At 59.1% G+C, this 26,209-nt stretch carries 20 protein-coding genes and 6 pseudogenes; 11 read left to right on the forward strand and 15 right to left on the reverse strand.

The genetic code is table 11. The features are described 5' to 3' along the window. Positions 1 to 208: 208 nt before the first annotated feature. From XI06_RS25420 to XI06_RS25445, 6 genes are all read right to left on the reverse strand, one after another. Positions 209 to 1,780 (reverse strand): porin, encoded by a 1,572-nt coding sequence (locus XI06_RS25420; protein ID WP_271606795.1) that lies wholly within the window; start codon positions 1,778 to 1,780, stop codon positions 209 to 211. A gap of 701 nt (positions 1,781 to 2,481) precedes the next feature. After that, positions 2,482 to 3,327, reverse strand: coding sequence for an ABC transporter permease (locus XI06_RS25425; protein ID WP_271606796.1), 846 nt, complete (start codon positions 3,325 to 3,327; stop codon positions 2,482 to 2,484). Between the two features lie 27 nt (positions 3,328 to 3,354). After that, the gene (locus XI06_RS25430) at positions 3,355 to 4,290 is read right to left on the reverse strand and encodes an ABC transporter permease (RefSeq protein WP_271606797.1); all 936 of its coding nucleotides are present in this window, start codon (positions 4,288 to 4,290) and stop codon (positions 3,355 to 3,357) included. Further along, positions 4,290 to 5,288: an ABC transporter ATP-binding protein gene (locus XI06_RS25435; protein WP_271606798.1), complete on the reverse strand. Its 999-nt coding sequence runs from the start codon at positions 5,286 to 5,288 to the stop codon at positions 4,290 to 4,292. The genes XI06_RS25430 and XI06_RS25435 overlap by 1 nt, the downstream gene beginning before the upstream one ends. After that, positions 5,285 to 6,271 (reverse strand): ABC transporter ATP-binding protein, encoded by a 987-nt coding sequence (locus XI06_RS25440; RefSeq protein WP_271606799.1) that lies wholly within the window; start codon positions 6,269 to 6,271, stop codon positions 5,285 to 5,287. Before XI06_RS25440 ends, XI06_RS25435 begins: the two co-directional genes overlap by 4 nt. A 600-nt stretch (positions 6,272 to 6,871) precedes the next feature. After that, positions 6,872 to 8,452: an ABC transporter substrate-binding protein gene (locus XI06_RS25445; protein ID WP_271606800.1), complete on the reverse strand. Its 1,581-nt coding sequence runs from the start codon at positions 8,450 to 8,452 to the stop codon at positions 6,872 to 6,874. Positions 8,453 to 9,720: 1,268 nt separating this feature from the next. On the opposite strand from XI06_RS25445, the gene XI06_RS25450 reads away from it, so the two are divergent. After that, positions 9,721 to 10,461: a hypothetical protein gene (locus tag XI06_RS25450; RefSeq protein WP_271606801.1), complete on the forward strand. Its 741-nt coding sequence runs from the start codon at positions 9,721 to 9,723 to the stop codon at positions 10,459 to 10,461. Positions 10,462 to 10,617: 156 nt separating this feature from the next. On the opposite strand, the gene XI06_RS25455 is transcribed toward XI06_RS25450, so the two are convergent. After that, entirely contained in the window at positions 10,618 to 11,094 is a 477-nt protein-coding gene (locus XI06_RS25455) for a type IV secretory system conjugative DNA transfer family protein (protein ID WP_333909368.1), read from the reverse strand. A gap of 730 nt (positions 11,095 to 11,824) precedes the next feature. On the opposite strand from XI06_RS25455, the gene XI06_RS25460 reads away from it, so the two are divergent. Both XI06_RS25460 and XI06_RS43580 read left to right on the forward strand, forming a co-directional pair. Next, positions 11,825 to 12,733 carry a LysR family transcriptional regulator gene (locus XI06_RS25460; protein ID WP_271606802.1) on the forward strand — a complete coding sequence of 303 codons (909 nt, stop codon included), beginning with the start codon at positions 11,825 to 11,827 and terminating at the stop codon, positions 12,731 to 12,733. 492 nt (positions 12,734 to 13,225) lie between these two features. Then, positions 13,226 to 13,717: a helix-turn-helix domain-containing protein gene (locus tag XI06_RS43580; protein WP_333909367.1), complete on the forward strand. Its 492-nt coding sequence runs from the start codon at positions 13,226 to 13,228 to the stop codon at positions 13,715 to 13,717. A 666-nt stretch (positions 13,718 to 14,383) separates the two neighbouring features. On the opposite strand, the gene XI06_RS25470 is transcribed toward XI06_RS43580, so the two are convergent. The 3 genes from XI06_RS25470 to XI06_RS25475 all read right to left on the reverse strand — a co-directional run bounded on the left by XI06_RS25470 (position 14,384) and on the right by XI06_RS25475 (position 15,556). After that, on the reverse strand, positions 14,384 to 14,683 hold the full coding sequence (locus tag XI06_RS25470; RefSeq protein WP_271606803.1) for a DUF2285 domain-containing protein: 300 nt from the start codon (positions 14,681 to 14,683) through the stop codon (positions 14,384 to 14,386). Positions 14,684 to 14,870: 187 nt separating this feature from the next. Continuing rightward, positions 14,871 to 15,128 carry a transcriptional regulator domain-containing protein gene (locus XI06_RS43985; protein ID WP_442869474.1) on the reverse strand — a complete coding sequence of 86 codons (258 nt, stop codon included), beginning with the start codon at positions 15,126 to 15,128 and terminating at the stop codon, positions 14,871 to 14,873. A 149-nt stretch (positions 15,129 to 15,277) separates the two neighbouring features. Then, entirely contained in the window at positions 15,278 to 15,556 is a 279-nt protein-coding gene (locus XI06_RS25475) for a DNA -binding domain-containing protein (RefSeq protein WP_271606804.1), read from the reverse strand. A gap of 722 nt (positions 15,557 to 16,278) precedes the next feature. Between XI06_RS25475 and XI06_RS25480 the strand changes: the two genes are divergently transcribed. Then, positions 16,279 to 16,551 carry a helix-turn-helix domain-containing protein gene (locus tag XI06_RS25480; RefSeq protein ID WP_271606805.1) on the forward strand — a complete coding sequence of 91 codons (273 nt, stop codon included), beginning with the start codon at positions 16,279 to 16,281 and terminating at the stop codon, positions 16,549 to 16,551. Positions 16,552 to 16,967: 416 nt separating this feature from the next. Here the strand turns inward: XI06_RS25480 and XI06_RS25485 are convergent, their stop codons facing one another. Beyond that, positions 16,968 to 17,426 (reverse strand): hypothetical protein, encoded by a 459-nt coding sequence (locus XI06_RS25485; RefSeq protein WP_271606806.1) that lies wholly within the window; start codon positions 17,424 to 17,426, stop codon positions 16,968 to 16,970. 882 nt (positions 17,427 to 18,308) lie between these two features. Then, a pseudogene (locus tag XI06_RS25490) lies at positions 18,309 to 18,525 on the reverse strand (transposase); the annotation flags it as partial. 245 nt (positions 18,526 to 18,770) lie between these two features. Between XI06_RS25490 and XI06_RS25495 the strand changes: the two are divergent. After that, a pseudogene (locus XI06_RS25495) lies at positions 18,771 to 19,244 on the forward strand (IS110 family transposase); the annotation flags it as partial. Between the two features lie 616 nt (positions 19,245 to 19,860). Here XI06_RS25495 and XI06_RS43990 read toward each other — a convergent pair. Then, positions 19,861 to 19,995, reverse strand: coding sequence for a hypothetical protein (locus XI06_RS43990; RefSeq protein WP_442869475.1), 135 nt, complete (start codon positions 19,993 to 19,995; stop codon positions 19,861 to 19,863). A 207-nt stretch (positions 19,996 to 20,202) separates the two neighbouring features. Here XI06_RS43990 and XI06_RS25505 point away from each other — a divergent pair. The 5 genes and pseudogenes from XI06_RS25505 to XI06_RS25525 form a co-directional block, all read left to right on the forward strand. Continuing rightward, positions 20,203 to 20,792, forward strand: a pseudogene (locus tag XI06_RS25505) (IS66 family transposase); the annotation flags it as partial. Then, on the forward strand, positions 20,750 to 21,076 hold the full coding sequence (gene tnpB, locus XI06_RS25510; protein WP_271606807.1) for an IS66 family insertion sequence element accessory protein TnpB: 327 nt from the start codon (positions 20,750 to 20,752) through the stop codon (positions 21,074 to 21,076). The pseudogene XI06_RS25505 and the gene tnpB, both read left to right, overlap by 43 nt. 104 nt (positions 21,077 to 21,180) lie before the next feature. Continuing rightward, positions 21,181 to 22,218, forward strand: a pseudogene (locus tag XI06_RS25515) (IS481 family transposase). A 105-nt stretch (positions 22,219 to 22,323) separates the two neighbouring features. Continuing rightward, positions 22,324 to 22,458, forward strand: a pseudogene (locus XI06_RS25520) (transposase domain-containing protein); the annotation flags it as partial. Positions 22,459 to 22,517: 59 nt separating this feature from the next. Beyond that, positions 22,518 to 22,955, forward strand: a pseudogene (locus XI06_RS25525) (plasmid pRiA4b ORF-3 family protein). A 349-nt stretch (positions 22,956 to 23,304) separates the two neighbouring features. Here XI06_RS25525 and XI06_RS25530 read toward each other — a convergent pair. Together XI06_RS25530 and XI06_RS43995 are read right to left on the reverse strand one after the other, a co-directional pair. After that, a complete protein-coding gene (locus XI06_RS25530) occupies positions 23,305 to 24,186 on the reverse strand; it encodes a class I SAM-dependent methyltransferase (RefSeq protein ID WP_271606808.1) in 882 nt (293 codons plus the stop codon). A 1,149-nt stretch (positions 24,187 to 25,335) separates the two neighbouring features. Beyond that, a complete protein-coding gene (locus XI06_RS43995; protein ID WP_442869476.1) occupies positions 25,336 to 25,926 on the reverse strand; it encodes a thiolase C-terminal domain-containing protein in 591 nt (196 codons plus the stop codon). Here XI06_RS43995 and XI06_RS44000 point away from each other — a divergent pair. Further along, the gene (locus tag XI06_RS44000; RefSeq protein WP_442869477.1) at positions 25,925 to 26,152 is read left to right on the forward strand and encodes a helix-turn-helix domain-containing protein; all 228 of its coding nucleotides are present in this window, start codon (positions 25,925 to 25,927) and stop codon (positions 26,150 to 26,152) included. The genes XI06_RS43995 and XI06_RS44000 overlap by 2 nt on opposite strands. Positions 26,153 to 26,209 lie beyond the last annotated feature (57 nt).

Genomic DNA, 26,209 nt, shown 5'->3' on the forward strand with positions numbered 1-26,209 from the left:
TGACAAGAAGCTTTTGCCGGCTTGTCTGTTCAATCCTTCATTCGGACCGCGTATCACGCTCGAGAGGTCGCCCAGGCCATCAGCTTCAATAACCGCGTGTCGAACCCAGAACGAAAAAGGCCCCCGACGGGCACGTCGGAGGCCTCCTTGGGAGGTTGACCTGGATTCATGGAGCCGGCTTAGCATCTTCTTTCGCCGGCTTCGACCCTCACCAGTTGCGCTGAGCTCGGAGGAGCAGGGTCAGCGTACTCTGGTCTTTCAGCTCGTAGACAGCAGCCGGTTTGGCGATCGCCGACTGGGTTGGCAACGTAACCGTGCTCCCGCTCGCGTATTTTTGGTCAAGCATGGTGTAGGCCAGGTCAACGGTAAAAGTCAGGTTCTTGAGTGGCGTCCAGCGCGTGACGACGCCAACAACCCCATAGTTGAAGTCGGGATTGCAGCCGGAAACGCCGCTCGAGAACGACAGGTTCGCGACGAAAGCGCCGCAAATATACCCTTTGGCGGTTCTCGAATACCGAACGGCGGCCCACCCGCCGTAGAAACCCGTATTCCAGCGTGGACCCCAGTTATGCGTGTAACCGCCATGGAATCCGTAGGTCGTTGTCAACTCTTGGCCGGCGCCCGCAACGAACACGGAGTCGGATAGGCCGGCCAAGCCGACGCTCTGGTAGGCGCCCGTCAGGGCGCTACCGCCATACATCGCGTAAGTCGTCGCCATCAGATCGTTGAAATTGTAGCGGGTCGCACCAGTCGTGTAGGCGCCGGACAAATTGATGGTGTCGCCGACCCCAGTCGGAATGTTCTTGAGAGACAAGGCCAACTGAGCAGCCCAGCCCCACTTGTCGCCTGGATGGCCGCTCGTCTCGTCGATGCCATAATGAGCCGCATGGTTATCATGTGCAGCAAGTGAGGCCTGGAACAGACCCCAGCTCTGATCCACGCGAGTCATCGCGATGAGATCGGGCGAGCGCGAACCGCCGATGTCATTGACGCCATACGCTCCTGTGGCAAGACCGGCGGCCGTCGCACCGCTTATGTTCCAGATGTTGGTGGTGCCATAGGCAACTTGATCCTGAGCGGAAAAGGAAGCCGTAATTCCTTGGCCGAAATCAGCGGTATAGGTCAGCTGGTTTACGCCGGTCACCCAGCCGCCGCCGCCGGGTAGATCATCAAACTCGTTCGCCGGATAATTGGTCCAAGGTGCGGAAAATTGAGAGACGGCCTTACCCAGGGTAAAGCCAGCGAACTGGATGAACGCCGAATAGACACCGAGCGATCCTTGTGCGATCGCGCCAGTGCCCTGTCCTCCGGCCACAGCTGCCGTATAGGTCGTTGCACCGCCGGCATCGCCTGCACCTGCACCAGCATAGCCACCCGAAGTCCAGCTGAATGCGGCTTGGAAGAAAGTGCGGACCACGCCATACTCGGTTGCAGTGCGCGTATCGATACCCAAGCTTTCACGAGAGCGCCAAGTGTAGGAGTTGCTCAAGCGGTTCCGCGCCCCTGCCACGCCATTGGCAGCCGGATCAAAATCGCTGTTACTGTTCGCGATCAAGTCGACGCGTAGATAACCGCCCAACTTGATGCAAGTGTCCGTGCCAGGGACGTAATAGAAGCCGGCGCCATACAGCGCGCAAGCCCTCACATATTCGATTCCCTTGGCTTTGACGGGAAGGTCCGCAGCTTTCGCCGCACCCGATGCAATCAAGCCTGTCGCTGATATCAGTAAAACTCTCTTGATCGTTCGAAAGAACTCCGAGCTCATCTTCAGGAATGTCATTGCCTCTATCCTCCGGGTCAGAACTTATGCGGGCGAGGCAGTAGCGTCGGGGCGCAAACATCCAGTGACAGAAATCAAATAATGCGATGGGATCTCTCCGATTTGATGATGGACTGGATTCAAACCGCGATCGAACTCTCACCGTTGTACCAATCAGGATCCGGCCGCAGCAAGATGATCCAGCAAATCGTCTTTTGCCCGCGATATCGATCACGTTTAGCAATGGCGTGACTGACGGCGCATTCTCAAATCTTTCTTGTAACGCAACACCGTTCAGAGATTTCTGGCGGGCGACTGCACCACGATGTATTTGCGGCCAAAGTCGCGTCTAGCTTCGCGGCGCGCTCGCCATCACGGCGGAACGATCGGTCAGCTCGAACAAGATCGTGTTTGCGCCATGCCTCGATTGGATAGAGGACCGGCGCTGAGTTCCCTGCTGGGCTCATAGCAGTGAAACGTCGAAGTGAGCGGGAGAGAGAGCCAATCATCGCTCAGACGACCACTTAGCATTGGCCGCGCGATCGACTTCGTTCGTGTGCCCAGGCAAGAGCACCAGCCCTTTCTCTGGCCGGCCGCTTCCGTCCAGCGTAAGGCTAGCGTGAGGCAGCTCCGAATGGGATCACAGGCGACCTTGTCGTTGCCGCACTGACGCGGACGATCGCTCGCTTTGCCGCGGGCTGATTGGCATGGCCGCGCAGACCTCAAGCCAACGTTTTGTCGATCCGGTCGCGCAGCCAATCTCCGACGAGCGACATCGATAATGTCGTGAGCGAAATGACCAGCGAGGGAAGGACAAGTATCCAGGGCGCTCGCGCCAGATAGTCACGACCGTAGCCGACCATGTTGCCGAGGGACGTAAGCGGCGGCTGGACGCCAAGCCCAAGAAAGCTGAGACCGCTTTCGAGCAGGATGATGTCCGGAAAGGCGATCGTCATGGTCACTATCAGGGTCGACGCGATGTTCGGCAGGACATGTCGCAAATAGACGCGCCATGGTCCAGCGCCAAGCTGGCGCACCGCGATCACATAGACTTGCGCATTCGAGCTTATCGCGAGCGCGCGCGTGATGCGGGCGTAGCGTTCCCAGCCGTGCAGGCCGACGAGCGCCACGAAGAGGAACAGAGAATTTCCGAAAAACGCGAGAACGGCAAGCGCCAGAACGAGAAATGGCATGCTTGCCTGGAAATCGACGCATGCGAGGATCACCTGTTCGACGTAGCCGCGGAAATGAGCAGCGAGCACGCCAAGCGTGGTCCCGAGAGCGGCCCCGATCAGCGTAGCTCCGAAGGCGATGAGAAGGCTGACGCGGATCGACATGACGAGACGCGCCAGCACGTCGCGGCCGAGCTCATCCGAACCGAAAGGATGCGCGAGGCTCCCGCCGAATCCGAGAGATGGAGCGAGACGATGACGAAGGTCGAGGGTTGAATAATCATGAGGGGTGATCCGATCAGCCAAGAGCACGATGGCGAGCATGAGGGCGAGCCAGACGAGTGCCGCTACGATCGCGCGATTGCGCCACCGCTTGCCCGTCCTCGACGAGGGCAAGACCCGTTCTGCAGAAACGTGGGACAATTATGCGCCTCCGGCCGAGCGTGATTCGCGCAGGCGCGGATCGAGGACGCCATAGAGCAAATCGACAGTGACATTGGTGGTAATCATGGCGGCCGCCACGAGGAGCATGATGCACTGAACGACGGCCAGATCCCGGCTTGCGACCGACACGATGAGCAGGCTGCCAATGCCTGGCCATGAAAAGACGCTTTCGACGAGCACGGTTCCTGCGACAAGGTTACCAACCATGAAACCTATGATGGTCAACAACGCTATGGCGGCGTTCGGCAAGGCGTGCCCCGTCACGACGCTCCGCCATGGCACCCCCTTCGCGCTGCCGGTCCGGATATAGGGCTGCCCAAGCACCTCGAGCATGGCGCTGCGGGTGAAACGAGCCAGAACGGCAGCACCAGAAAGCCCGAGCGTAACGACCGGCAGCACCATTTGGGGCCAACTGCCCGCACCACCCGAAGGAAACCAGGGGAGCTCGACGGCGAAGACCAGGACGAGAACGAGGCCGAGCACGAAAGACGGCACGGTGAACCCAAGAACCGCCACCGTCATCACCAGCCGGTCCGCCAGGCTATCGCGTTTCAGGGCGGCGTAGATGCCGGCGGGGATGCCGATGCAAAGATTCAGGATGAGAGCAGGCATCGTCAGCATCAGCGTGACGGGAATGCGCTCGGCAACGACCCTGATGGCGGCCCGTCCGTCACGCATGGATTGGCCGAGATCTCCGTGGGCGACGGCACCCAGATATCTGACGTATTGGACCCAGAGCGGCGCATCGAGGCCCCATGATTTCCGGAACGCCTCGACCGCCGCGGCGGGGGTCTCGGGCGATAAAAGCGCCCGGGCGGGATCGCCAGAGGCACGCAGCACCACGAACGCGAATGTGACCACGATCGTGATGGTGAGCACCGCGCGTACCAAGCGGACCGCGACGAAGCGAGCCATCACCCTTCGCCTCCGCGCTCGGCACCATCGCCGACGAGATGGCAGGCGACGCGGCGCCCGTCAGGGACAACGGATCTCAGCTCTGGCGCGAACCGCGCACAAACCGGGCGGGCGGCAGGACAGCGGGGATGGAATGCGCAGCCGCTCGGCCGCGCAGCTGGATTGGGCGGATCTCCCTGAAGGATCGTGCGTTCGCGATGGCGTCCGGGCGTCGGCACCGCGGAAACGAGTGCTCGTGCATAGGGGTGCAAAGGATCCAGCAGAACCGCGTCGGACAAGCCTTCTTCGACGATGGCACCGAGATACATGACGGCAATACGGTCGCAGATCTGCCGGACCACGCGCAGATCATGGCTGATAAAGATCATCGCCATGCGGCGACGCTCCTGAAGGTCATGTAAGAGGTTGATGACTTGCGCCTGAATGGAGACATCGAGAGCCGATACGGGTTCATCGCAAACGAGGAGATCTGGATCGGTCGCGAGCGCACGGGCCAAGACGGCTCTTTGTCGCTGGCCGCCTGACAGCTCATGCGAAAAGCGCTTGATGTGGTCGCTCCCGAGCCCAACATCGGCGAGAAGCGTATGGACCCGATCCTCGCGCTCGGATTTGCTGCCGAGTTGATGAATGTCGAGCGGTTCGGCGATCTGCGCACCGATCGTCGAGCGAGGATCAAGCGCGCCCAGCGGATCCTGAAAGACCATTTGGATTCGCATCCTGAGACGCCGCCATGGAGCATGGCCAATAGGAGGTAAAGCTTCGCCGTCGAAGCTGACCACGCCAGAGTCAGGTCGTTCCAAGCCGATCAGGAGCCGGCCCGCCGTGGACTTACCGCAGCCGGATTCGCCAACTAATCCGAGCGTTTCACCGCGAGCCAAGGCCAGAGAGAGCCCATTGATGGCGTATACCTTCGCTGGCCGTTGGAACAGGCCCTCTCGCAAGTGATAGTGGCGGACAACCTTGTTGGCTTGGAGAAGTGGTGGAGTGGTCCTCGTCATGCCGCCACGATCTCGCCTGCAGAGGGTTCCTCGACGGCACGCAAACAGGCAGCCCTGTGTCGGGCCTCGCCACGGAGCGGAGCGAGCTCGGTCACCCATTCACCACAGCGTTCGATCCGCAGATCACAGCGGGGAGCGAACGGGCAGCCTGGCGGCAACTCGGCCGCGCTTGGAACAACACCACGAATGGCCGGCAAACGGCGCCGTGGTGCCTCCAGGTCGGGAAGCGCCGCAAGAAGACCTCGCGTATAGGGATGAACAGGCTGATCAAAGAGACGGTGGGCGGGCAGCTCCTCGACGATGTGCCCCGCGTAAAGGACCAGGATGCGTTCGCACATCTCGCCGACGACGCCAAGATCGTGCGAGATCAGGACCAGCGCCATGCCTGTTTCCCGCTGGATCTGCTGCAGAAGGTCAAGGATCTGCGCTTGAATGGAGACATCCAACGCGGTGGTGGGCTCATCAGCGATCAAGACGTCAGGCTCCCCCGCAAGTGCCATGGCGATCATGACCCGCTGGCTCTGCCCACCGGAGAACTCGTGCGGATAGGCTCTCAGCCGGCGCGCCGCGTCCGGAACGCCAACCTGGTCCAGCAGACGCCGCGCTTCGGCCAAGGCGGTGTGCCGGTCCATGCCGCGATGGAGCCGCAGGGCTTCGACGATCTGATCACCTACCGTGTGTACCGGGTTGAGCGCGCTCGCCGGATCCTGAAAGATCATCGCGATTCGACCGCCGCGCACCTTGTCGAGGCGAGAGGCCGAAGCATGGAGGAGCTCCTCGCCGGCCAACCGTACGCTGCCCGTTATCCGGGCACGGCGGGTCAAAAGCCCTAGCGCCGCAAGCCATGTCACGGACTTGCCGCAACCGCTTTCGCCAACCATGCCGAGCGACTCGCCGCGCGCGAGCGTGAGATCGATTCCGCGCAGCATCGGGACATTGTCGAACGCCACACCAAGACCGGCGATCTCGAGAATCGGCTCCATTTGAGATCTCTGTCCTTGTCGCGTCATGGCGGCCCCTACGGTTCAAGGCGAGCGGCATCGTCGCGGCCGCACGGACGGAACAACGCGATCGCATCGCTGACCGCGCCGAGAAACTCCGCGGCAGCTCGTGTACCGGTCGCAAGGGCCCCTACCCGCAGACCGACTCCACGAAGCGTGCGTCCATGCGCCGGACTTTGTCGGCGTCGCTCAGCCCGATGGCGAGAGCCCTCGCCAGGCTGCATCGCGCCGATAGCTGCATGCGATTCGGATTGTCTTGCACTCGCGCTGATCTCACGCGACGGCACCGCAGTTCCAGCCGCCAGCGCCTTGGTCTCGCTGCCCGTCATGAAGGGATCTGACACCTGCCGCTGCCCTTTCAGATCGACGGCAACGGTCGGAACTGCGCCGCTACGTATGCGCCGCGGCTTCCCCGCCCCGGGAAGAGCGCAGTCATCGCGTCGGATCCCCCGCGCAAACAGGATTGCAGGATTGCCGGCAGCGATCGTGGTGCCTTGCGAAATGATCCCGACGCTACTCGGTTAAGGCAGGCCGCCAAGCTGGGGGCGCGGGATCGCAGATTAGAGCGACCGATCATGACGATCAGGTCCGGATCAGAGCTTTGTTGCGCGGCCCGAAATCGAGATCGAGCGTCAGCCCTGGCAACCACGGCACGTCGCGGCGCTTGCCGTAGAACTGTCCGGACACGTGCAGGATAACGCAAGGTGGATCGACCTCGTTGATGATCTCGAGCATGCGACGGATGATCGGTCGCCGCTGGTCGGGCTGGACGGTATCCTGAAGCTTCGCGCCCAGGGAGAAATATTCCTCGTTGTGCCAGACCCCGATCGACTTTGGCAGGGAGCCGCTGGGACCGTATTCACGCCAGGGATGACCGAGATGATCGAGAAAGAGCGCCGTGTTGGAGGTATCGAATATAGCCCGCACCGGCTGACCTTGAACTTGCGCGAAGTTTTCCATCATCTGGATTTTGACGTTCAGGCCGACAGCACGCCACATCTCGATCATGATCTGCGCGGTGGAGACTTGATTTGGATAGTAGTTGTTGAGCAGACGATACGTGATCTGCTCTCCATTGTAGCGCGCCGCCGCGAGCAGCTCTTTGGCTTTGTCGGGGTCATAGGCAAGCGCCGGGAAGTCTTGGATATAGCTTTCGCCATAGCTCGGCAGCTGGTAGCCGTTTGGGATAGGAAGGCGATTCTCCCATAGACTCTCCACGATCAGCCTGCGATCGAGCGCGAGGCTGATGGCGCGGCGAACGCGTACATCCTTCAGGACCGGATCGGTCTGATCGAGGACGAGCGAGCGGATATTCTGCACGGGGCCACCAACGACCTCGAGATCGGCGCGCTTCTGGATGCCCTCGAACTGATCCGGCGGAATATCGGTGACGATGTCGAGCTCGCCGGCGAGCAGGCCGTTCACGCGCGCGGAGAGTTCGGGAAGGATACGATATTCGATGCCTTCGAATGCCGGCCGGCCACCCCAATAGCCATTGTGCGCGGCCAACGTGACATGGATGTCGAGCTTGTGATCGACCAGCTTGTACGGCCCGCTTCCCACGGGGGCGGTCATCCAGCGCTCCCACGAGCCCGCGGCCGTGAAGGCGCGCTTGCTGACGATCTCCGATCCCCAGGCCGCGAGCCGCTGCTCGAGGAGCGCATCACCGCCCTTCGCATGCACAACGACGATGTAGGGATCAATGATCTCGACCTTCTCGAGGCGGTCGAGCGACTGCAACGCCTCCGACATTCCGCTGCGCCCAGGTCCCAGCAGATGGTCCGGACCCAGGCTGAAGGCCACGTCTTCCGCGGTCAGCGGGGCTCCGTCATGGAAGGTTACGTCCTTGCGCAAGAACAATCGCAGCGACCGCGCATCGATACGTTCCCACTTCTCGGCCAAGCAGGGCCGCAGCGTCATGTCCCGGCCGTGATCAAAGGTGATGAGCGTATCGAAAAGCTGTGGCATGATCCGGCGAATGGCAGTGTCTGTCGCGATGACTGGGTCGAATGCGCGAGGAAAGCCGGACATGCCGACCGTCAGCCGACGACGCGGCAGCTTCCTGAAATCGTTCTTGACAGCCCCGAGGCCCGTGCTGGCCAACATGCTGGCCGAAAGAGCGCCGGTGAGAGCTTGTCGTCGCGTCAGATCGTAACGGGTCATCACTGCCTCGGAATTCAACTTCAGTTTGGATCAAGGATGTTACTGCCGTGACTTCGAGATCGGCATGAGTCTGGTGTAGGCAAATCCGAATGTGCGCGACCTTAGAAACCCGAACTGCTACGGCGGAATGACGTTCATCGAATAAGTCGATGCAAACTTTCGAATATGCGATTGACTATGGGTCTCCGAGGGAGACCGAAGCCTTGATTGCGGGTATTGGCGAAGCAGAAGTTCCGCACCGGTCCGAAGCCTACAGGGAAGCTGGACCCGACCCGATCGGTCCGCTCGCAATCTTGCGAAATCGAGAGCCGTCCGCGCGCTTGGACCGGATCGGCGCGGTTCTTTGACCTTGCCGAAAAACGCTCACCCCATCCCGATGCCAAGCTCGTCGGGACAAGAGCGATGTATGCGCAGAGTGATCTGGGACAATTATGGCGATCACGCCTCGGCCATGCAGAGGACTTCGTGGCAAATCATTGCCGACCGTGCTGTCCAGAACGTCCACGAGGACATCCTGCCATGGAGGAGATTCTCAGACTTAAAATTCTTATCATCCAAGAGCTAAGATAAATTCCCTCGAAATCATCATCTTAGGCGATTGACGGAGCTCCGAAGCCTTAGCACGATGTTAGGCGAAGGTTTCTTTTAGCGCCCTGGGCGGGGGTCGGCCACGAGCGGACGAAAGACAAGCGTCATGGACGACGTCGCGCTGCATAGGGCTGGACGGGAGGCGGGCGGACTTCAATAGCGTTCGCCTTCAGCAGAACGCGGGAAGGTTCGGACTCGACCGCTGCGAAAACGCGGAAACATATCGCGCGTCTAAAGACCCGGCGTGCCCTACTACGCCGCGGGCATCCGCGACTCTGAACCGATCGGGGCAGCAGCGGCGGATCGGGCATCGGCCTCAGAGCGCCCCCTTCACGCTGCTCAGCGGGCCGCGCAAGTCCACATCACGGAGCTTGACCGGTTGTTTTTCGAGCTGCTCGGTTTGCGTGAGAACCAGCTCGTTCGCCAGGCGGCTTGGTCAAACCGCTTTCGATACGGCCGCCAGGATCTCACGCACCTTCACGTAGCAGATCGTTCGCGCCCGCGATGACACGAAGGGCCCCTAACAAGCCGATGGTGTCTTGGACCAAAGCAATTCATCGTCGACCCGAGATTGCGGACGTCCAAGACGTTGATTTATAATCTCTGACGATATTAGGCCATCCCCCTGGGAGAAGGGCCACAAGCAAGTTCAAACGCGAGTTCATTGGCGGGAGGAGATCATGAGCCACAAGGCTTTGATGTTCGCTGTTCTGAGCTTCCTGGTCACTTTGCTACCCAGCCACGCTCCCGGAGCCGGCCCAACGAAGTACGCGATCCTAACCCAGGGCACGTCATGCTCTCTGGATATATCGGAGGTATCGATCAAGTCCTTTCGATTGCTTGCTCCCGTCAACCAGATAGACAAGCTCGCGGGCAAGGGCATCATCAACGTTCATGTCTGCGAGTGCTACCTGATGGCGGGTAATCTGCAAAAGTGTGTGCTCGACACCATAAGAAATGCCGAGACCCCTCAATCTCTCACAAAGGAACAGGCAGACCTGCTCGGCGGGAAGATGTTCTTGCTCCTCCCCGACAGGGACGAATTTGTCGCCCTTTACCTCGCCTTGCAGTCAGAGTCGTCTGCTGCGGCTTTTGAGCTTGCCTCCCGCCTGCTCCAGCAGGCTGCCGTAGCGCCATCGCCAGATGCTCCGCCCCCACCTGCTCCACCGCCACCACCGCGAGAGCCCGCAAAGAACGTCGATGCCGAGGGGGCAAAGCGCCATCGAAGCTGTGAAATTGAGCCACAGATTTGCGTGAAGCCGAAGAAATCCGCGGGAAAGGAATCCAAATCGTCGGAAGGCCCCGATCTAGTGGCTGAATACGAATTGAAATGCGAAGGTTTCCCGCCGATCATCGTTTCCACCGAGGGAAAGGCTGGCTTTAAGGTCGGTCCGCTGGAGGTCTCTCTTTCAAAGCCCTAGTTGCAGATCACGGTCGCACCGGGCTGTCGCGGGAACGGCATCGTTGGTCAATGCTGGCCAACCATCGTACTTTTTGCACCAGCGCCAATGCCGCCGCGAGCGATAGCTGACCTTTGCGGCAGGCACCGAATAGCAGGATGTCGCTGCGGAAGAGAATTAGGCGCGCCTGCCCGGCAGGCGCAGCACCTCGGAAAGGGTCAGCAGCCAGTGGCCGGTCTCGGAGAGACCCGTCGAATGCTGCTGGCGCATCATGTCCATGTTCGACCGCGAGGTGCCCTGGTTCTTGGCCAGCGACGTTGCTTGGCCGATGATTTCGAAACGAATCTCGCCGCCTCGAACTCGACAACGACACGTCCAAGTCCCGTTCGCGAGGCACGAACCTGACGGTCGGTATAGCTCGCGCAGCTGGCTCATGTCCTGGGAGACGAGAAGGTGGGTACAATAAGCCCGCAGGCACCCTACTCCGCGCTCAAGCGGCTCAAGTCTCCCCAAGGCGGCCGCCTCATCAGGAGTACCTTGTGTTTGGGGCACGGCAGGTGCTTGCCGCGCGTCAACGCTTAGTGACGCACCCCTCATGACGCGCAGGAATCCAGCGTAGACTGTGAGTTTCTCCTCGTCGACGATCTGGTAGATGCGTGGAGACTTCGCTCAGCAGCTCGGTGAGCCGGAAGGTGGAGGTGGTGCTGATCTCGCCGGCTGGGCTTGCCCAACATCAGAGGCAGGTCGGCTTCTCCGCGTTGGACTACACGCTGCGGTACCCTCGCTGCCTTCCGTCGCGCAGAAACTGCCGGCCAGTTCTCGGGCGCCCTCGCTGGCCTGGTGCGTAGCAGCTCCCTGAGGCTCTCCGGCGGTCGCGTCGAGAGCGTACGCAATTGCACCATGGTGCGCAGGTACGGCCCAAGCCGCACCAGGTCCAGGATGAGGCAGGTCAGCAGGTCTTCGGCTTTGAATATCCATGAAGTCAAGGCTGCTGAAGCTCGCTTCCTTTGAACGCTGCGCGTCTTCCACTTGAGCCAGCGAGATCTTGCGCGAATTCAGCCGCTTGATGGGGGCTCGGCGCCGTCCTGATTTGTGGACACGCCAAGTAGAAGACCTTCGTCGAGAGGACGTGGGCTGCTCGTCGGCCGTGGCCAAGCAATTGCGGCCAGTTCGCGGCGCTTAAATATTCTCCGAAAGCTGCCCACGATCATGAAATCTCAAACTGGACCGTACACATAGTACCAAAGACCGCCGATCTTGCGCTCAAAATGTCGTCGATCAGCAGTAATCCGACAACCTACATTGATTAATGTGATGAAGCATTCACTTTTGGCAAAGCCTGCCGCGTCACTAGCGGACCTTCAAGACTCTACCGGAGCAGAAGATGCCTGCCGAACACGATGACGTGCCCCTCAATGCAATCAGAGTGTTCGTGACCATTGCGCGAGAAGGAAGCGTAACACGCGCAGCTCGCACCTTGGGAACGACACAGAGCTCGGTCAGCCGCTATCTCTCGGTGTTGCAGGATTACTTTGGTACGAACCTCGTGGAACGGAAAGGCCGGCGCAGCGAACTGACGGAATTCGGACGGCTGTTTGTCAACACCGTAGCCGAACCGCTTGATACGGTGTGCTTTACCGCAAAGAGGATGCGGCGCCGCAATCGACCGGACGCCAATCGGATCGTGGTCCGCACGTCGCTTTCCACTTTCGCGTACTCCTTTCTTATTCCGAATCTCCAGGCGTTCTCCGCCGAGATGGGCGGCGTCATCGTCGACGTGATCAGTTCATTGTCGCCGCCCACGTCCTCCGACGATTTCGATATCTTGATTACCCGTGATCTTTCGGTCATTGAACCGGCCGATGATTGGGAGATTTATAATGAGACACTCGTATGTGTCGGCTCTCCAAATCATGTCGCGGGAAAAACACTCTCGATCGTTCGCTCGATGCCCGTCCTCAACATCACATCCCGACCCGACGTATTGCCGACATGGCTGAGGGCGATGAACTTAACCTCGAACGACATAAAGTCGGGAGCGCGATATGATCACAATTATCTTGCGCTGCCGGCCGTTATAACGGGCAAATGCCTGTTGGTGGCGCCTGAAATCATCGTCAGCGATCTCGTGCGCGGGGGTATCCTGAACGTGATACCAGGATCGCGAACTCCCAGCGGCATGCAGTACCGGGCCTATGCGGTCGACCGCAGCGGCAATCCCGAAATCGCTCGTGCCTTCTGCCGATGGGTAGCACGGCTCTGTAAGAAGGCAGCAATCCCAGAGGCGGCCTGATATCGTTTGGACCGTGTCGGAACCTTGGTGATCGGATCGAGCGTAGGCCCCCGGTACCAAACGATAGCGAGAGCTCTTCCAAGACGAAAAACCAAAATAACACAAGTTGGTGGCACTGCTCGCGTCCGACTAAATGCATCTTCTTCGCCGCAACGCTGCTAACGGATTCACGGCATCGTGGTAGGGAGCCTTGCGGCGTCCAACAACGTTTTCCTGCCAGAACGTCGATGGTCGACCGCCCTCGAATGTGCTTTGCCGAGAGCTTCCTATCCGGCATGGTCCGCTTTTTGCTCGTTCGGCGGGATCGAGCCAGCGGAGAGGTAAGCGCCTGCCAGTTGAGCACCGGGTTCTCACGTACGAGATTCAAGACAACGGATTTGGCATCTCGAGCGACCGCAATGCACGCCGCGGCAGCTTTGGCTGGCCCATCGATCTTTTGCAGCGTCACGGCTCGCTGACAGCGCTTCGCGATCACGCTTGCCCGCGATCTGGATGGATACATTTGAGCAACTTTCGCGCAGTCGGCGCTCGCGCGCCGCCATTAAGCATCCGCCAACATTATCGGATGTTTCTCGTCAGGAGCCGAGAGCATTGGATATTACCCGGACCAAAACGAGCAATGACAGGGGTGCGGGGGAATGCTCAGCATGGACTTTCGAATGCGCGATCGACGTAGTTTCCGTTCACAACGCGCATGCGACGTCACTTTGTCTGGTATATCGAGGTGCAGTATACCGAGCAACCGGCATCCTCTCCTGCATGGACTTGCGGGAGACATTCGCCACCAATTTGCGCCGTCTGCGCAATGCCAGGAGATGGTCGCAAGACGAACTTGCCTTGGAAGCAAAGATAAGCCGGAGCTATTTGAGCCAGCTTGAGAAAGGCGCGTACTACGTCAGCATAAAGATCATAGGCCGCCTTGCTGACAAGCTCGACGTCGAGCCGGCTGAATTCCTGAAGCGGCCCACAAAGAGAGTTCGCTAGATGGACCAGCCCAACACATGTCGTACTCCCAATCCATTTTTTTGGTCGCCGTAGCCTTTGCTGGTCCAGGTCTATCCATCATAACGGGCCTTGCTGAGAACGGGGGCTCGAAAGCAGGAGCGGGCCGATCTCGTGGGAATGGTCGCGAAGACCTTGATGGCGGTACTGGAAACGACCGCGGGCGGGCCGACACTAGCATCTCCTGAGCCATCGTTGCACAGGCATCGCGTTGACTTGGAGCCAGTCGCGAAGGGAGAAAACCGGTAGAGGGGCCCGCCAGGATCGGCATCTGAAAAATTGCGCTATGCGGAGACGAGGGAGCACGCTTCCCAGCGCGCTCCATCTCGTGCCGCTCGATCTCGGCGCGATACGAAGTGCAAAAACACGAGTGCCGCACCCAAAACCGTCGGCATTGGTCAAGCCGCCAGCTAAAGGCCAAAAGAGCGCGACGCGATATCGACCGGCCGATGCGTCGTAGGCGATTGCTGTCGGAAGGAGCCTTGATATGTGCATCGACGGGTTTGCTCGACAGCGCCGTAGCCTTTATGTCGGGTGAAAGCGCAACGGTCTGCGGACCGTTCAGGCCGCCCGGAGTAGCACGGGAGGATCTGGCCGTGAATTGCGCCTAAGCACAATACAATGTCGGGCAGCCCGCCCGTCAAGAGCTCAGGAGGTGTCCTCGTTGTCTTTTGCCTTGTGACGCAGCCTGCGCAGATCGTGTGTTTTCCAGCCTCGATCCGGAATGCGAGCTTTGCCAAACAGGCCTTCCGCGATTTTGCGGTAGCTATTCCCTTCCAGCCATCCATCCAGCGCACGCAGAGCGAGGACGAGGTGAAGACGGGCTTGGGGCGGTAGAGCAAGAGGGGGCGGTCCGAGAGGGCGCTGCTCGAGCGCCAACCAAAATCGATCTGCTGCCTGCAAGCGGATGTCGAACTCGCGGTCAAGCGGTAGCTCGACTGTCGCCAATGAGAGGCTCGACGGAAGCTCCTTAAGCCAAAGGCGATGCTGCACACCTCCGAGGAGGACGATGCCATGCCATCCATCTGGCGCATGCCGAAGATTCCCGCCTGCTAGTTTGGCGAAATCAAGCTCATATGATTCGGAGTTCGCCGAACGGAGGGCCGTGCGAACGGCTAGCACGGTCGACAGCGTCTCAGGCGCCCAGAAAACGGCTTGCTTGTCGAACGCCTTTTTCGGATCGGCTGCAAAACGTCAGCCCCCACTTTCGTCGAAAGTCATCGCTCGCCGCGCTGGATAGTTCGCTACCGGCCAGAGCCGTGAAGGCCTTCTGATACGCGCGGTCCCGGCGAAGCCACTCCCAGGCTATGCCGGCAGTTTCTGCTCGTCTGACTTCACGGTATGCGCTTTCTGATCTCCAATCGGCACCCGGCATCACGCTCATTTCCCCCATGTTCTCGATGCGTACGCAGGAGAATTGCAGCCCGACAATTGTGACGGTTTCTGGTCGTGCGCATGCAGGTCTCTTCTACTGATGCGCTTTCGCGATGGAATGATCTGCTTGTGCGATGGGAAAGAAGGTCGCGTCGGTTTCAGCCCCCTTCACTCTTCACTTTTGGGCCACCCTCGGCGCAGGAGATCACGATAGCCGTGACTCGCAGCCCACTTGGCGCGAGCCAGATGACTTTCGAACGCACGGCGTGCGCGATCTGGCTCAACGCTCGGATCGAAGCCAAGAACAACGCGCGCGACTTCGCGCCAGTCAGCGTTGTCAGCTTCGGCATCGAGAAGGCGCATATACGTGACGGCGTGCTGCTGGTCGTACGACGTGAGCTCGGGCGCACTCGGCGCCAAATCTGTGATCTTGGAATCTTGCGGCACGCCTGGAACTCCTACGAACCGAAAAACCTCGATAAATCCGCGCGATGGTAGCCGTATTGACGGCATCTTGGCACCAGCCCGATTGTCGCGGCTTGCAGGAACCTTTCCTGCAGATCGTCGATCGGAGGCTGCTATCGGACATCCTGGCGGTCCCCGTCCGCCGTTTGTTTCGATTACGATGGCTCGGTTTCCCTTGTTGCCGACCAGCTGGCATCCGCTTGTGCTCTGGCGGACGAACCCGTTGCGTGCTCGCTGGCCGACGGTCCGGCTGCTCGGTCCAGCCGCGGTAAGAACTTCGTTCTCGGTTTCGACGCCACATGACCCATTTTGCTATTTGGCCGCGCGACCGCCACGAAAGCCGCAGCAAGCTCGGTTGTCCTTCCATCCGGCGCCCACCAAACGGCTACCGGCCGTTCGCGAGCACGCACGGGTCCGCGCTGGACCGATATGCAGCACGGTCCGAGTAACCTCTTCCCCGGGCGACGCCCGCGGTTTCCCGGTTGAAAAGTCCGCTATATGTCAGGGGCTCATCATAGACCATGGGCATCGATTTTAAGCGGAGCAGCATCAATGACGACAGGATCAAGAGGGGGTCTGCATGATCTTGCGAACGGACGGGAGACTGATGCGCAGCCCCCTCACAACGTGCATGAGCGGCACTTTGTGAAGTATATCGGGGTACGGTATATTGAGCAAGCGTCATCCGTTTCCCGCATGGATCTGTGGGAGACATTGGCCACCAATTTGCGTCATATGCGCATGTCAGGGGATGGTCCCAAGATGAACTTGCCTACGAGGCCCGGATCAGCCGGAGCTATATGAGCAAGCTCGAAAAGGGCGCGTACTACGTGAGTATCAAAATGATAGGTCGCCTTGCCGACAAGCTCAACGTTGAGCCTGCTGAGCTCCTGAACGGCATTCAAAGAGAGAGCGCTAAGTTAGACCCATCCCAATACAGGTCCTTGCTCTCAATCCATTCCTTTTGGCTATCGTAGCCCTTCAATGCTGGTTTAGGAGGTGATCTCCGCCGGATGATCGTGCGCACCTGCAGCAGATTGAGCAGTTTCTGTTTTCAAGGCGCATGAGATGACGTTGTGTGAATTATGTCGAGGTCCGTATGTCGAACAAACGGCTTCCTGTCCCGCATGGATTTGCGGACACATTCGCCACTAATTTGCGCCGCCGTTGAACCTGCTGAGTTCCTGGATTCCCGCAACGACAGCCGGCAGGTAATCACATCCCAATACGCGTCCTACTCTCGATCTATTTCTTCTCGATCGAATGGCTCTACCGCTCGCGAACTCCCACATTGTGATCGCCCCGATCAGAACGTCTGCCAAGCTCAAGGCCGCCACTATGAGGAATCTTGCTGCATCATTGGCGCATTCTCAACCTTATCAGATTCCAGCCTTTAAGAAGGAATGGTCTGTTCCGCGTACAGAACTCGCGCGTCAAATTCGTCCGAACCGTACGAACGATCTGCCTTCTCCGGGCGGCATTGTCCCTGCTTCTGGTCGCGCCAAGTGAAATTCCTAAACTTGATAGTCAATGAGCAACAGCGAGCCTGTACTGCAATGGCGCACGAGCATTTCCCCTTCCTTGCGGCCCTGTCGGCGAGATCTTGAAGGCGGCGCGTCAGAATCTGGATCCGCAGTGGGACCTCGCCTGTGCGCGCATAAGGCGACAAGTTTCTTCGTCCGCCGGCTGCCGTCCGACGAGCTGAGATTTCGATGACTGCGGCCAGGCGCGCGCCGTGCCGGGTGCGGTCTGCGCCGAGGATGCACCAGGAAAGATCGACTGCGAGATTACGCGTCCAGGTCAAAGACAGTGGTTGGATTTCCGAGATGCCGTACGCGAAGATACGCTTCATTGCAGGCGACACGTCGTCGGGCTGATCACAGGCCGGAAATAATGAGAGCGCTTTCCCAGAACTTCAATACTGCCCACGCCATCTGGGCCACCGCGCGTTTAACTAGAACATCGCGATGCGAATTCGTTAAATCGAGAGCGACGAGGAGATCGGCTTAGTGATGCCTCGAATTCGTATTCACGAGGTAGATACTCGGAGCGTTTACGCCATCGTTCATCAACTCGCGTCGCTGTTCGGCGTGCGTGATGTCCGGCGTCGCCGCCAAAGCTTCCAGAATTAATTTGCAGGTCGCCCCGATGCTCCGCGACTTGCCGTCTCTTCCTTGCTGTTTGGGAGACGGTGTTGGCAGCCTCCTTCGGTCTGCCCCGCCGGCAGATTGCGCGATTCCGAAGCTCACCGCTGAGGCGACAGACCGCCATAGAGCGGCGAATACTTTTGGCGGAGATCAACGGAACGTGCCCCGGCCATTCATGTCGGGCGCATTTGCCAAGAAGCGCAAATCTGATTCGAGCCGTCCTGGGAATCGCAGCCGATTCATTCAATTAGCAAGCCCGGCGCTAAAGGTGGCAGTCGCGACCATACGGGCCTGAGCGGTCCGTACTTAACTTTGGTTTCAACGGCAGCCTCTAACCGAACTTTTGTCGCGCTTCACGCGCGTGGCATGATACTGAAACTACGACTATGAAGTCAGAGCTCTCGTTGGTGTGGGGCCGGCGTTACGAACGGAAGTTGCGACCGGACTTGTGAAGATTCAAAAGAATATTCGACGACAAAACATCATCAAGCCACCTGGCAAGTGATCGCCGGCAACGAGCTATGATTGGCGGTGACGGGGTTCATCGCGACGATCGTGTCCCGTGACGTAGTGTAGCTGATTGCGGGTCACCGCATTTGCCGGCAAGAGGTGGCGATTGCCGGGAAGCTGACGGGAGGATCATCGCCCAACGGCGCGATCGTTTCCAGTGTCATGTAGCGGGCGCGCTGGACCGCCCACTCATCGTTCTGCTCGAGCAGGATCGCGCCGAGCAGACGGGTGATGGCATCCTCATTGGGGAAGATGCCGCTTGATCGAGCCGTTGACCCGTTCGAGCGGATTGGTAACCGGTATGAGATGTCTCGGTGCCAACGTTCCCGCTGCGGTGTTCTACATCGTGGCGTATGGTGCGACCGTCGGGACAGAGGCACCGGGAGCACGAAGTGCGGGCAGGCCGATGTTATTCGATGAGCCGAGAGCTCGAGTTAGTAGCTGGCCGCCTCTGCGACTCGCCCGGTTGCGCTGGGAGCGCGAATCCGTAGTTGTCGTGTCGCCGCAGCTCCCGTCATATGTCTGGGCAGGAGGTGCGAATGCGACGGGTGATTGGCATCGACATCCACCGAACTTTCGGCGAGGTGGTGTCTTGGGAGGACGGCAGGCTCCGACGTGCGGGCCGCATCGATATGACGCGGACTCGCTGGAGGGATTTAGCAAGACCCTGCTGGCCAGTGATGAGGTGGTGGTCGAAGCGACTGCCAACAGCATGGCGGTGTCGCGGGTTCTGGTGCCGTTCGTGGCACGGGTGATTATCGCCAATCCGCTGCAGGTGGAAGGCGATCGCCCAGGCTCACGTTAAGACCGACAAGATCGATGCCGGAACGCTCGCCAGTCTGCAGGCGGCCGGGTACCTGCCGCAGATCTGGACGCCTGACGCGGAGACCGAACGCAAGCGTCGGCAGGTGACGCGGCGCTACCAGGTCGTGCGGCATCGCACGCGGCTCAAGAACGAGGTGCATTCGATCCTGCACGCGCACCTAATCCCGAAGTGCCCGCATGCCGAGATGCCATCGACGATGCGATTTGCCATCACGCGCTCACTCTCACCCTACTAGCGCCCATTGCATCCAGCACCGCATCCGCTCCTAATCTCTGCGGGGCTTGGCTTGCGAACCCGGCGTTGATGCAGTTATAGCCATTGGCCCGGAAAACCTACTACACAATGTGTCCCTCATGAATGTCGCCGGTGTGAGGGCGCGCCAAGCGTTTGCAATCCCGCCTGCGGCTGGGAAGGCGCTAATCGCTACGACAGAGCGGCAGCAGATGGCTGATGAAGATTGGATTAAGGATATTTGGGATCCATACCTGGTTTCTGAACTACGCCCGGTGGATGCACTCGCAGACGTGCTCATTGATATTGGCTTGGACTAGGGAACAATTTGCATCTCGAGTACCTGCCGATCACGTCGGATGCACAACTTGCACGAACGTTTCCCAATGTTACCACTAGCAAAAACATTGCTCCAATTCGCGCGGTCGTTACAGAGCGATCCTGTTCCTTGAGAAGACGACGAAGCAGACGCATCGAGCGGTGTCGTGGGCCAGAACGAACTTCAAACTGGATTAAGCCCATGGGGCAAGTCACGAGCGTGCGCATACGGCGTAGGCCGCAGGCTGTTTGGATCAGTCCCGCTGCCAGCACGTGAGCAGCTTGGGGATTTCTTTGTAGAACCTGACGAGCTCGATCAGGTTCTCGATTCCGAAGTCGGTGAACGCCTGGACGCCGTCTTCTCCAGGCGCCATAGACCCTGACGCCATCCTCGATCTCCATCTCGTTGGCGATGTCCCACAGCCAATCTTCATCTTCGCCGAGGTCTTTGGCGACCTTGGCCGGAGGGATTTCACCTCCCAATCTCTCGCAGAACCGGGCGTGAGACTCTCGCCTCGCCCGGCTGGCATCAGGCAAGCTTGCGCATTCGAAGTCCAAGAGATGGCGGCCAAGCGCCTTCATGCCGATGGTAGGACCGGCCCGGACCGCTCCGAGAGGCTGCCTGCTGGTCGCATGGAAGACGCCCGTTCTTTGCTGACGGCTGACATCGAAGAGAATAAGCGGCGCAAGGGCGCCGGAAAATGGACGGCTCGCTCCGATTGCGATCGAGGTCGTGCGGCGGATCGATGCCCTGTTCGAGATCGAACGCTTCATCAATGGCAGGAGCCCCGACGGGCATCTGGAGGTGCGACAGACGCTGAGCCGGCCTGTGGTAGAGGACCTTCAGGTCTACATGCGCGAGCAGCGCGCCAAACTGTCTTGCGGTCACGACCTGGCCAAGGCGTTCAACTAAGTCCTGAAGCGATGGGGAGCTTCACGCTGCTCCTGGAAGATGGACGCGGGTATCGGGCGCTCGCGAGGCATCGCTCTTGGACGTAAGTCTTGGCTGTGTTCTGCGGATCTGATCGCGAAGGGCGGCGCGCCGCAGCTAAGTATAGTCTCATCACCACGACAAAAAGGTGTGGCCCTCGCCTCGATCGCCGCCCATCCGGCTCATCGGCTGGACGAACTTCTGCCCTGGAATTGGACGCCAGCATCAGCGCCCTGCGCTCGAGCGGCCGGCTGACGCCGCCCGCGAGCCTCATGATTTACGTGGCGACGCAACCTGTGGACTTCAGAAAAGGTGCGGAGGGCCGGGCGCTGTTGGCGAAGGAGACGCTGGGCCATGCCCCGATGAAGGGCGTGGCGGTGGTGTTCCGTGCGAAGCGCGCCGATCGGGTGAAGATTATCGTCTGGGATGGCAGCGGCCTTGTGATGTATTGGAAGCGGCTCGATGGCAGCGGCTTCAAATGGCCTCCCATCGTGGCCGGTGTGATGCGGATAAAGTGTAGAAGTTTCGACTTAATCTGACGGCAAGGTTTGAACTGGCAGGGAATGGAGCTGCGGGCGAGCAGGAGCGCTCACCCAAAGGGCGCTCCCGCGCAGCCCCGCAGCGTCTCACAGGAGACATTACCATGACCCAGGAACAGAAGGTCATTCGCGCGAAAGTCGGAATGCTGGAATTGGCCAAGCAGCTCGGCAACGTCAGCCAGGCTTGCCGGATGATGGGCTATAGCCGCGACAGCTTCTACCGGTTCAAGGAACTGTACGACAAGGGTGGCGAGCTGGCGCCGATTGAGATCAGCCGCAAGAAACCGATCCTGAAGAACCGTGTCGCGCCGGAGGTCGAGGCGGCCGTTGTTGAGCTGGCGATCGACCAGCCGGCCTGGGGTCAGGTGCGAGTCAGCAATGAGCTCAGGAGCCGCGGCCTGTCGATCTCCCCGTTCGGCGTGCGGGCGGTGTGACTGCGTCACGACCTCGCCAACGTCAAGAAGCGGCTGACGGCGCTGGAGGCCAAGATGGCCCAGGACGGCCTGGTGCTGACCGAGGCCCAGCTCGTTGCGTTGGAAAGGGCCAAGTCCGAGAAGGAGGCGCACGGCGAGTTCGAGAGCGAGTGCCCGGGCTATTGTGGTGCGCAGGACACCTTCTATGTCGGCAACATGAAGGGGGTCTGGCGAATCTATCAGCAGACCTTCATTGACACCTACAGCAAGGTGGCGTTCGCCAAGCTGTATGATCGCAAGACGCCGATCACGGCGGCCGAACTGTTGAATGATCGCGTGGTACCGTTCTTCGATGCGCGGGGCATCCCGCTGAACCGGATCCTGACCGACCGCGGCACAGAGTATTGCGGCAATCCGGAGCATCACGAATACGAGCTCTACCTCGCCGTCGAGGACATCGATCACACCCGCACCAAGACGAAGAGCCCACAGACCAACGGCATTGTCGAACGCTTCCACCGCACCGTGCTCGAGGAGTTCTATCGCGTCGCGTTCCGCAAGAAGATCTATCCGCGCATCACTGCGTTGCAGAGCGATCTCGATGAGTGGATCGCTGCCTACAATGAGGTGCGCCCGCATCAGGGGCGCTGGTGCTACGGCAAGACGCCGATGCAAACCTTGCTTGACGCAAGTGCTCTGTCGAGAGAGAAATTGTTGCCGGCTGCGTGAGGTCGGCCATGAACTCTTTGTCAGACACCTGCCGCGACAAAGCACCCACCGTCAGCCCAAGTCCCTTCTTTTACAGATAAAGCCGCGCAGCTCTCCGCGCTTGACATCAGTGCCGAGCACTGGCTCGCTGATGTTCTCGCGAAGCTCGTCAATGGCTGGCCTGCGGCGCGACTGGACGAACTGCTCCCTTGGGCATCGATCTACACGATGCATGCACACGATCCGAGGTTGGCGGCATGAGCCTGAATACGACCGCGGTCCGGATCAAGGTGACCCTCAAGGACGTGAAACCAGAGGTGATGCGATGCCTTGTCGTGCCGCTCACGCTGCGCCTTGATCGGCTGCATCTGACGCTTCAGGCCGCGTTTGGCTGGACGAATAGCCGTCTCTTCGAGTTCCTGGCTGGCGACGGACGTTCGGGTATCCCTGATCCCGATGCAGTTGGCCCTCAGCCCATCGATGCTCGCAAGACACGGCTCTCCAATATCGTTCAAGAGACCAGCGCGAAGACGATCTATTATCTCTAGGACTTCGGCGACAGCTGGGATCACGTGATCAAGCTCGAAAAGTGGTTCGACAACACGACAACGGAGGGACTTCCCCTCTTGCTCGAAGCCACCGGCCGTTGTCCTCCGGAAGATGTCGGCGACGCGTTATGCTATGCCGAATACCTTGACGCCATCAGCGACCCTACCCATCCGGAGCACGAACAAATGCGCCTCTGGGGCCCCGAGTAGTTCGATCCAACGTCCTCGACCGTAAGGCGCTCGAGGCCGCCGTCAACGCATTGTGGAAATATGGAAGCGCGTGGGCGCACCATACGCTCAAAATAGACATCAATCGCCAATCAAATGAGCCTCAGAGCTACGCTTACGTTTCAGTCCCTCGTGCCCTCATCTTCAGCGTCTTCAGCCGCTTGGCTTGGGAGGCATCGATCGCGACGAACTTCGCTTTCCAGGCTGGCGTCGCAGGCAAACGTACTTCCGGCGCGGTCAGCGACCCAAGCCGGCCTCACGCTCCTTCAAAACCTCCGAATGATCTGCAAGATCAGCTGCGCGTCAAGCTATGCCTTGTCGAGCGACTGGATTAAGCCCGTCGGGCAAGATCACATGCGTTGCTATTGGGTTCAAGCAGTACGTAAGCACTCGTTCTGAGCGCGCCTCCATCTACCTTCTTGCGCACAAAGAGGCGCACCACCTTCACCCACCAGAGCATCGGAACACGTCGTCCGACACGAACCGATTCTTCTCCAAGATAACGAATGTCCGCGGCCTTCCAACCGACTCCGGCAAAAAAGCCGAACCAATCCTCGGGACAGAATTGGTAAGGCGCGTTCTTCGTTTCCTCTTTATTTATTAGAAGGTACAGCGCTATGCGCGGAGAAAAATAGTCAGCGATCCAAAAACGAAAATTGTTTTCGCCGCGAAGATCTTTCGCAAGCGACGCCACCTGTGCTTCCGTCAGATAGCAAATGACACCTTCAGTGAGAACCGCGATCTTTTTCGCCTCGCCATTGACCCTGCGGAAGAAATTTCGTCTCGACTGTACGTTAGTAAGATCCATTTCCATCCTCTCGAGATGGCATTTCGGCTTTTCGCTGCCCAATTTTTGTTCCTTTAATCGGATGATCTGAGGATAGTCGACCTCGATCCAGCGAAGCGACGAAGGCAGATCGAGACGATACGGGCGCGTATCCAACCCCGCCCCAAGATTGACAACCGTATCCACTCCCCGATCGATCAATTCGTGACAATAATTGTCGATGATATGCGTTTTGAGCACTGTCGACCATGATACGTAGTGCGAGCGGCTCATCTTCGATTCGATGTACCTTCCGCGCTCACCGACCAGCCGGTCTGCTAATGGATCATGAAAAAGCGCATCTGCGCGCTTAGTTTCGTTGGCACGATAAACTGCGACCCACAGCGCCGTGTCCGACACATCTTGAATGACCACTTCACCCATCATGATCCTCTAAACCGTGAGTGAGAACGCTGTCCAATTTTGGTCTTTTTGAACCCGCTCGCTAAGGGCTCGAAGGCCCGCGCAGCGTGACACGCGTGGGGAGCTGACTATGCACACCAATAACATTGGTCGGGCATGATCTGGCCCGAGACAAGAAAGATCGGCCATGCGGAATCGCGACCACTCCCCAATGAGCAGTTCAAAACGGCCGTGCGGATTCTCGCGGTAGCAATCCGCTCCATAAAGCGAAGAGCCACCAAACTTCATCGCCCCGGTCACGGCACGTTAGACAAAACGAAGATGGACGCACCTACTAGTACTGAGAGTGCCTGAATTGGACGAGCAGGTATCGACATTTGGAATTGTGACTGTGGAATGCGGCCCGGTTCGACAGCGCCGAAAAGAAGACTGCTTTGCCCGAGCTTACGCGAGGCGTCGACGCCAATGTGGTCGAATGATGGGCCTGCAGTCTACGAGAGTCAGGGCGTCTCGTGCCATGAGTAGCGCTAGCGCGCTTGTGCCTTCGAGCACTACTTCTGCATCAACCGAAAGACATGTCATCTCTCCGCTCGAAACCGAGTTCGAAGGGATGACAAAGAGATTAGAATTATAGTCACCACTTCCTGCTTGATTCAGAAAGACTTGGTCACGTACCCGTGCACTGCCTTTTCTGCCATTTCCAGGAACAATACTCCTGAGCGTCCCCAAGAGCCTGTCACCACCTCGTCGAACACGGCTGCCAATTCACAGTGCCCGTGAAAGGCACCATCGAATTTTCGCAATTTTGCTGCGTCGCACCTCGCCAGCCGAAGTGCATAAAAGTTGGCCTCCGCTCTATCGCTACAAAATCTCACCGACTGCAGGGCGCCAGCTACAAATTCTGGCCACAAGCTCCTGCGCGGGTATATTTACGAGAAAGTAGTGAGTCCTCCTATGACGGCCTGCTCGCGGTCGCGCCAGAACCATGGCCCCTTACCGCTCGCAACGGTGAATGCCACTTCGTCTGCACGGTGTATCTTCCGAGAGCAGTTCCGGCGAGATAGCTATTGTTCACCGTTGTATGCATCAGGTCTCCTTGAGCATTGTTGATCATCTGTATCTGGTATAGTATCGGAACACGCGCACGTTCTCTGGCGGCATACCTGATTGATTTCATCCTCCTGCGCGCGGGGCTAAACAAACTGAGCAGCTGATCCTTGTGTTCGCTACTGAGCCAAGCCCATTTTCGGCGCCCTTATGCTGACGGGCGCCAGCTTCATCGCGGAGTTGCATCGTGATCTTAGCAATCTGGCCAACGCCGGTCGATCCGAGCGGATGGCCCATGGTAACCAGGCCTCCGTAGGGACTTACAACCATCCCTCCGTCGATATCGAAGGCACCTTCCTTGAACAGGTGGATGCTTGTCCCGCTTGGCAGGCTTCCATCGCAGAAGAAGCTGAGCAAACGGCGATGTCCGCCGCTACCTGAATCGGAAGCGTTTTCAATGTGCACGAGAGGTTGATCGGTGGCACGGAGATGCTTCAACATCGCCGAGCCCTCCGCCATGCCGAGACGACCTGTGCTGATATAGGACGACTCGATGTCTGGCCACGCAATGGCATCTGCCAGTGTCGGGCGACACGAAAAAATGACGGCCGCCTGAGGACACGAGAAAATTGCCCCCACGACAAGGTCACAACGGGGGTTTGTGCAGCGATTCAGTTCAGCTCGTCTGCGGTTCAAGGACCCGCGGAGGGAGGCCATGCTGGAGCCGGACGAGGTTTCGGCGATACTCCGGCTCAACGAGCTGGGGTGGAGTAGCAGGCGGATTGCCCGAGAGCTCGGGATTAGCCGCAACACCGTGAAGGACCATGTTGTGGCCGGCGGCTGGACACCTCTATCGACAGCCGCAGCGCATAATGGCTCTCGCTGGCCAGGGGGATCTGGCTCAAGGAGCGTCTGCGGCAGCACTACGGCAATGCTAACGTAATCCACAGAAGCTGACGGTTGAGAAAGGGCATCATCGTCAGCCTGCGCACAGTCGAAC

Origin of the sequence: Bradyrhizobium sp. CCBAU 11434 (assembly GCF_028128895.1) — a bacterium.
Taxonomy (GTDB): Bacteria; Pseudomonadota; Alphaproteobacteria; order Rhizobiales; family Xanthobacteraceae; genus Bradyrhizobium; species Bradyrhizobium zhengyangense.

Excerpts from the sequence above, each read along its gene's own strand:
- XI06_RS25420 (WP_271606795.1), bottom strand. The coding sequence starts at position 1,780 with ATGACATTCCTGAAGATGAGCTCGGAGTTCTTTCGAACGATCAAGAGA.
- XI06_RS25430 (WP_271606797.1), bottom strand. The coding sequence starts at position 4,290 with ATGGCTCGCTTCGTCGCGGTCCGCTTGGTACGCGCGGTGCTCACCATC.
- XI06_RS25435 (WP_271606798.1), bottom strand. The coding sequence starts at position 5,288 with ATGACGAGGACCACTCCACCACTTCTCCAAGCCAACAAGGTTGTCCGC.
- XI06_RS25440 (WP_271606799.1), bottom strand. The coding sequence starts at position 6,271 with ATGGAGCCGATTCTCGAGATCGCCGGTCTTGGTGTGGCGTTCGACAAT.
- XI06_RS25445 (WP_271606800.1), bottom strand. The coding sequence starts at position 8,452 with ATGACCCGTTACGATCTGACGCGACGACAAGCTCTCACCGGCGCTCTT.
- XI06_RS25450 (WP_271606801.1), top strand. The coding sequence starts at position 9,721 with ATGAGCCACAAGGCTTTGATGTTCGCTGTTCTGAGCTTCCTGGTCACT.
- XI06_RS25460 (WP_271606802.1), top strand. The coding sequence starts at position 11,825 with ATGCCTGCCGAACACGATGACGTGCCCCTCAATGCAATCAGAGTGTTC.
- XI06_RS43580 (WP_333909367.1), top strand. The coding sequence starts at position 13,226 with ATGGATACATTTGAGCAACTTTCGCGCAGTCGGCGCTCGCGCGCCGCC.
- XI06_RS43985 (WP_442869474.1), bottom strand. The coding sequence starts at position 15,128 with ATGGGGGAAATGAGCGTGATGCCGGGTGCCGATTGGAGATCAGAAAGC.
- XI06_RS25485 (WP_271606806.1), bottom strand. The coding sequence starts at position 17,426 with ATGAAGCGTATCTTCGCGTACGGCATCTCGGAAATCCAACCACTGTCT.
- XI06_RS43990 (WP_442869475.1), bottom strand. The coding sequence starts at position 19,995 with ATGGCGTCAGGGTCTATGGCGCCTGGAGAAGACGGCGTCCAGGCGTTC.
- XI06_RS25530 (WP_271606808.1), bottom strand. The coding sequence starts at position 24,186 with ATGATGGGTGAAGTGGTCATTCAAGATGTGTCGGACACGGCGCTGTGG.
- XI06_RS44000 (WP_442869477.1), top strand. The coding sequence starts at position 25,925 with ATGCTGGAGCCGGACGAGGTTTCGGCGATACTCCGGCTCAACGAGCTG.
- XI06_RS43995 (WP_442869476.1), bottom strand. The coding sequence starts at position 25,926 with ATGGCCTCCCTCCGCGGGTCCTTGAACCGCAGACGAGCTGAACTGAAT.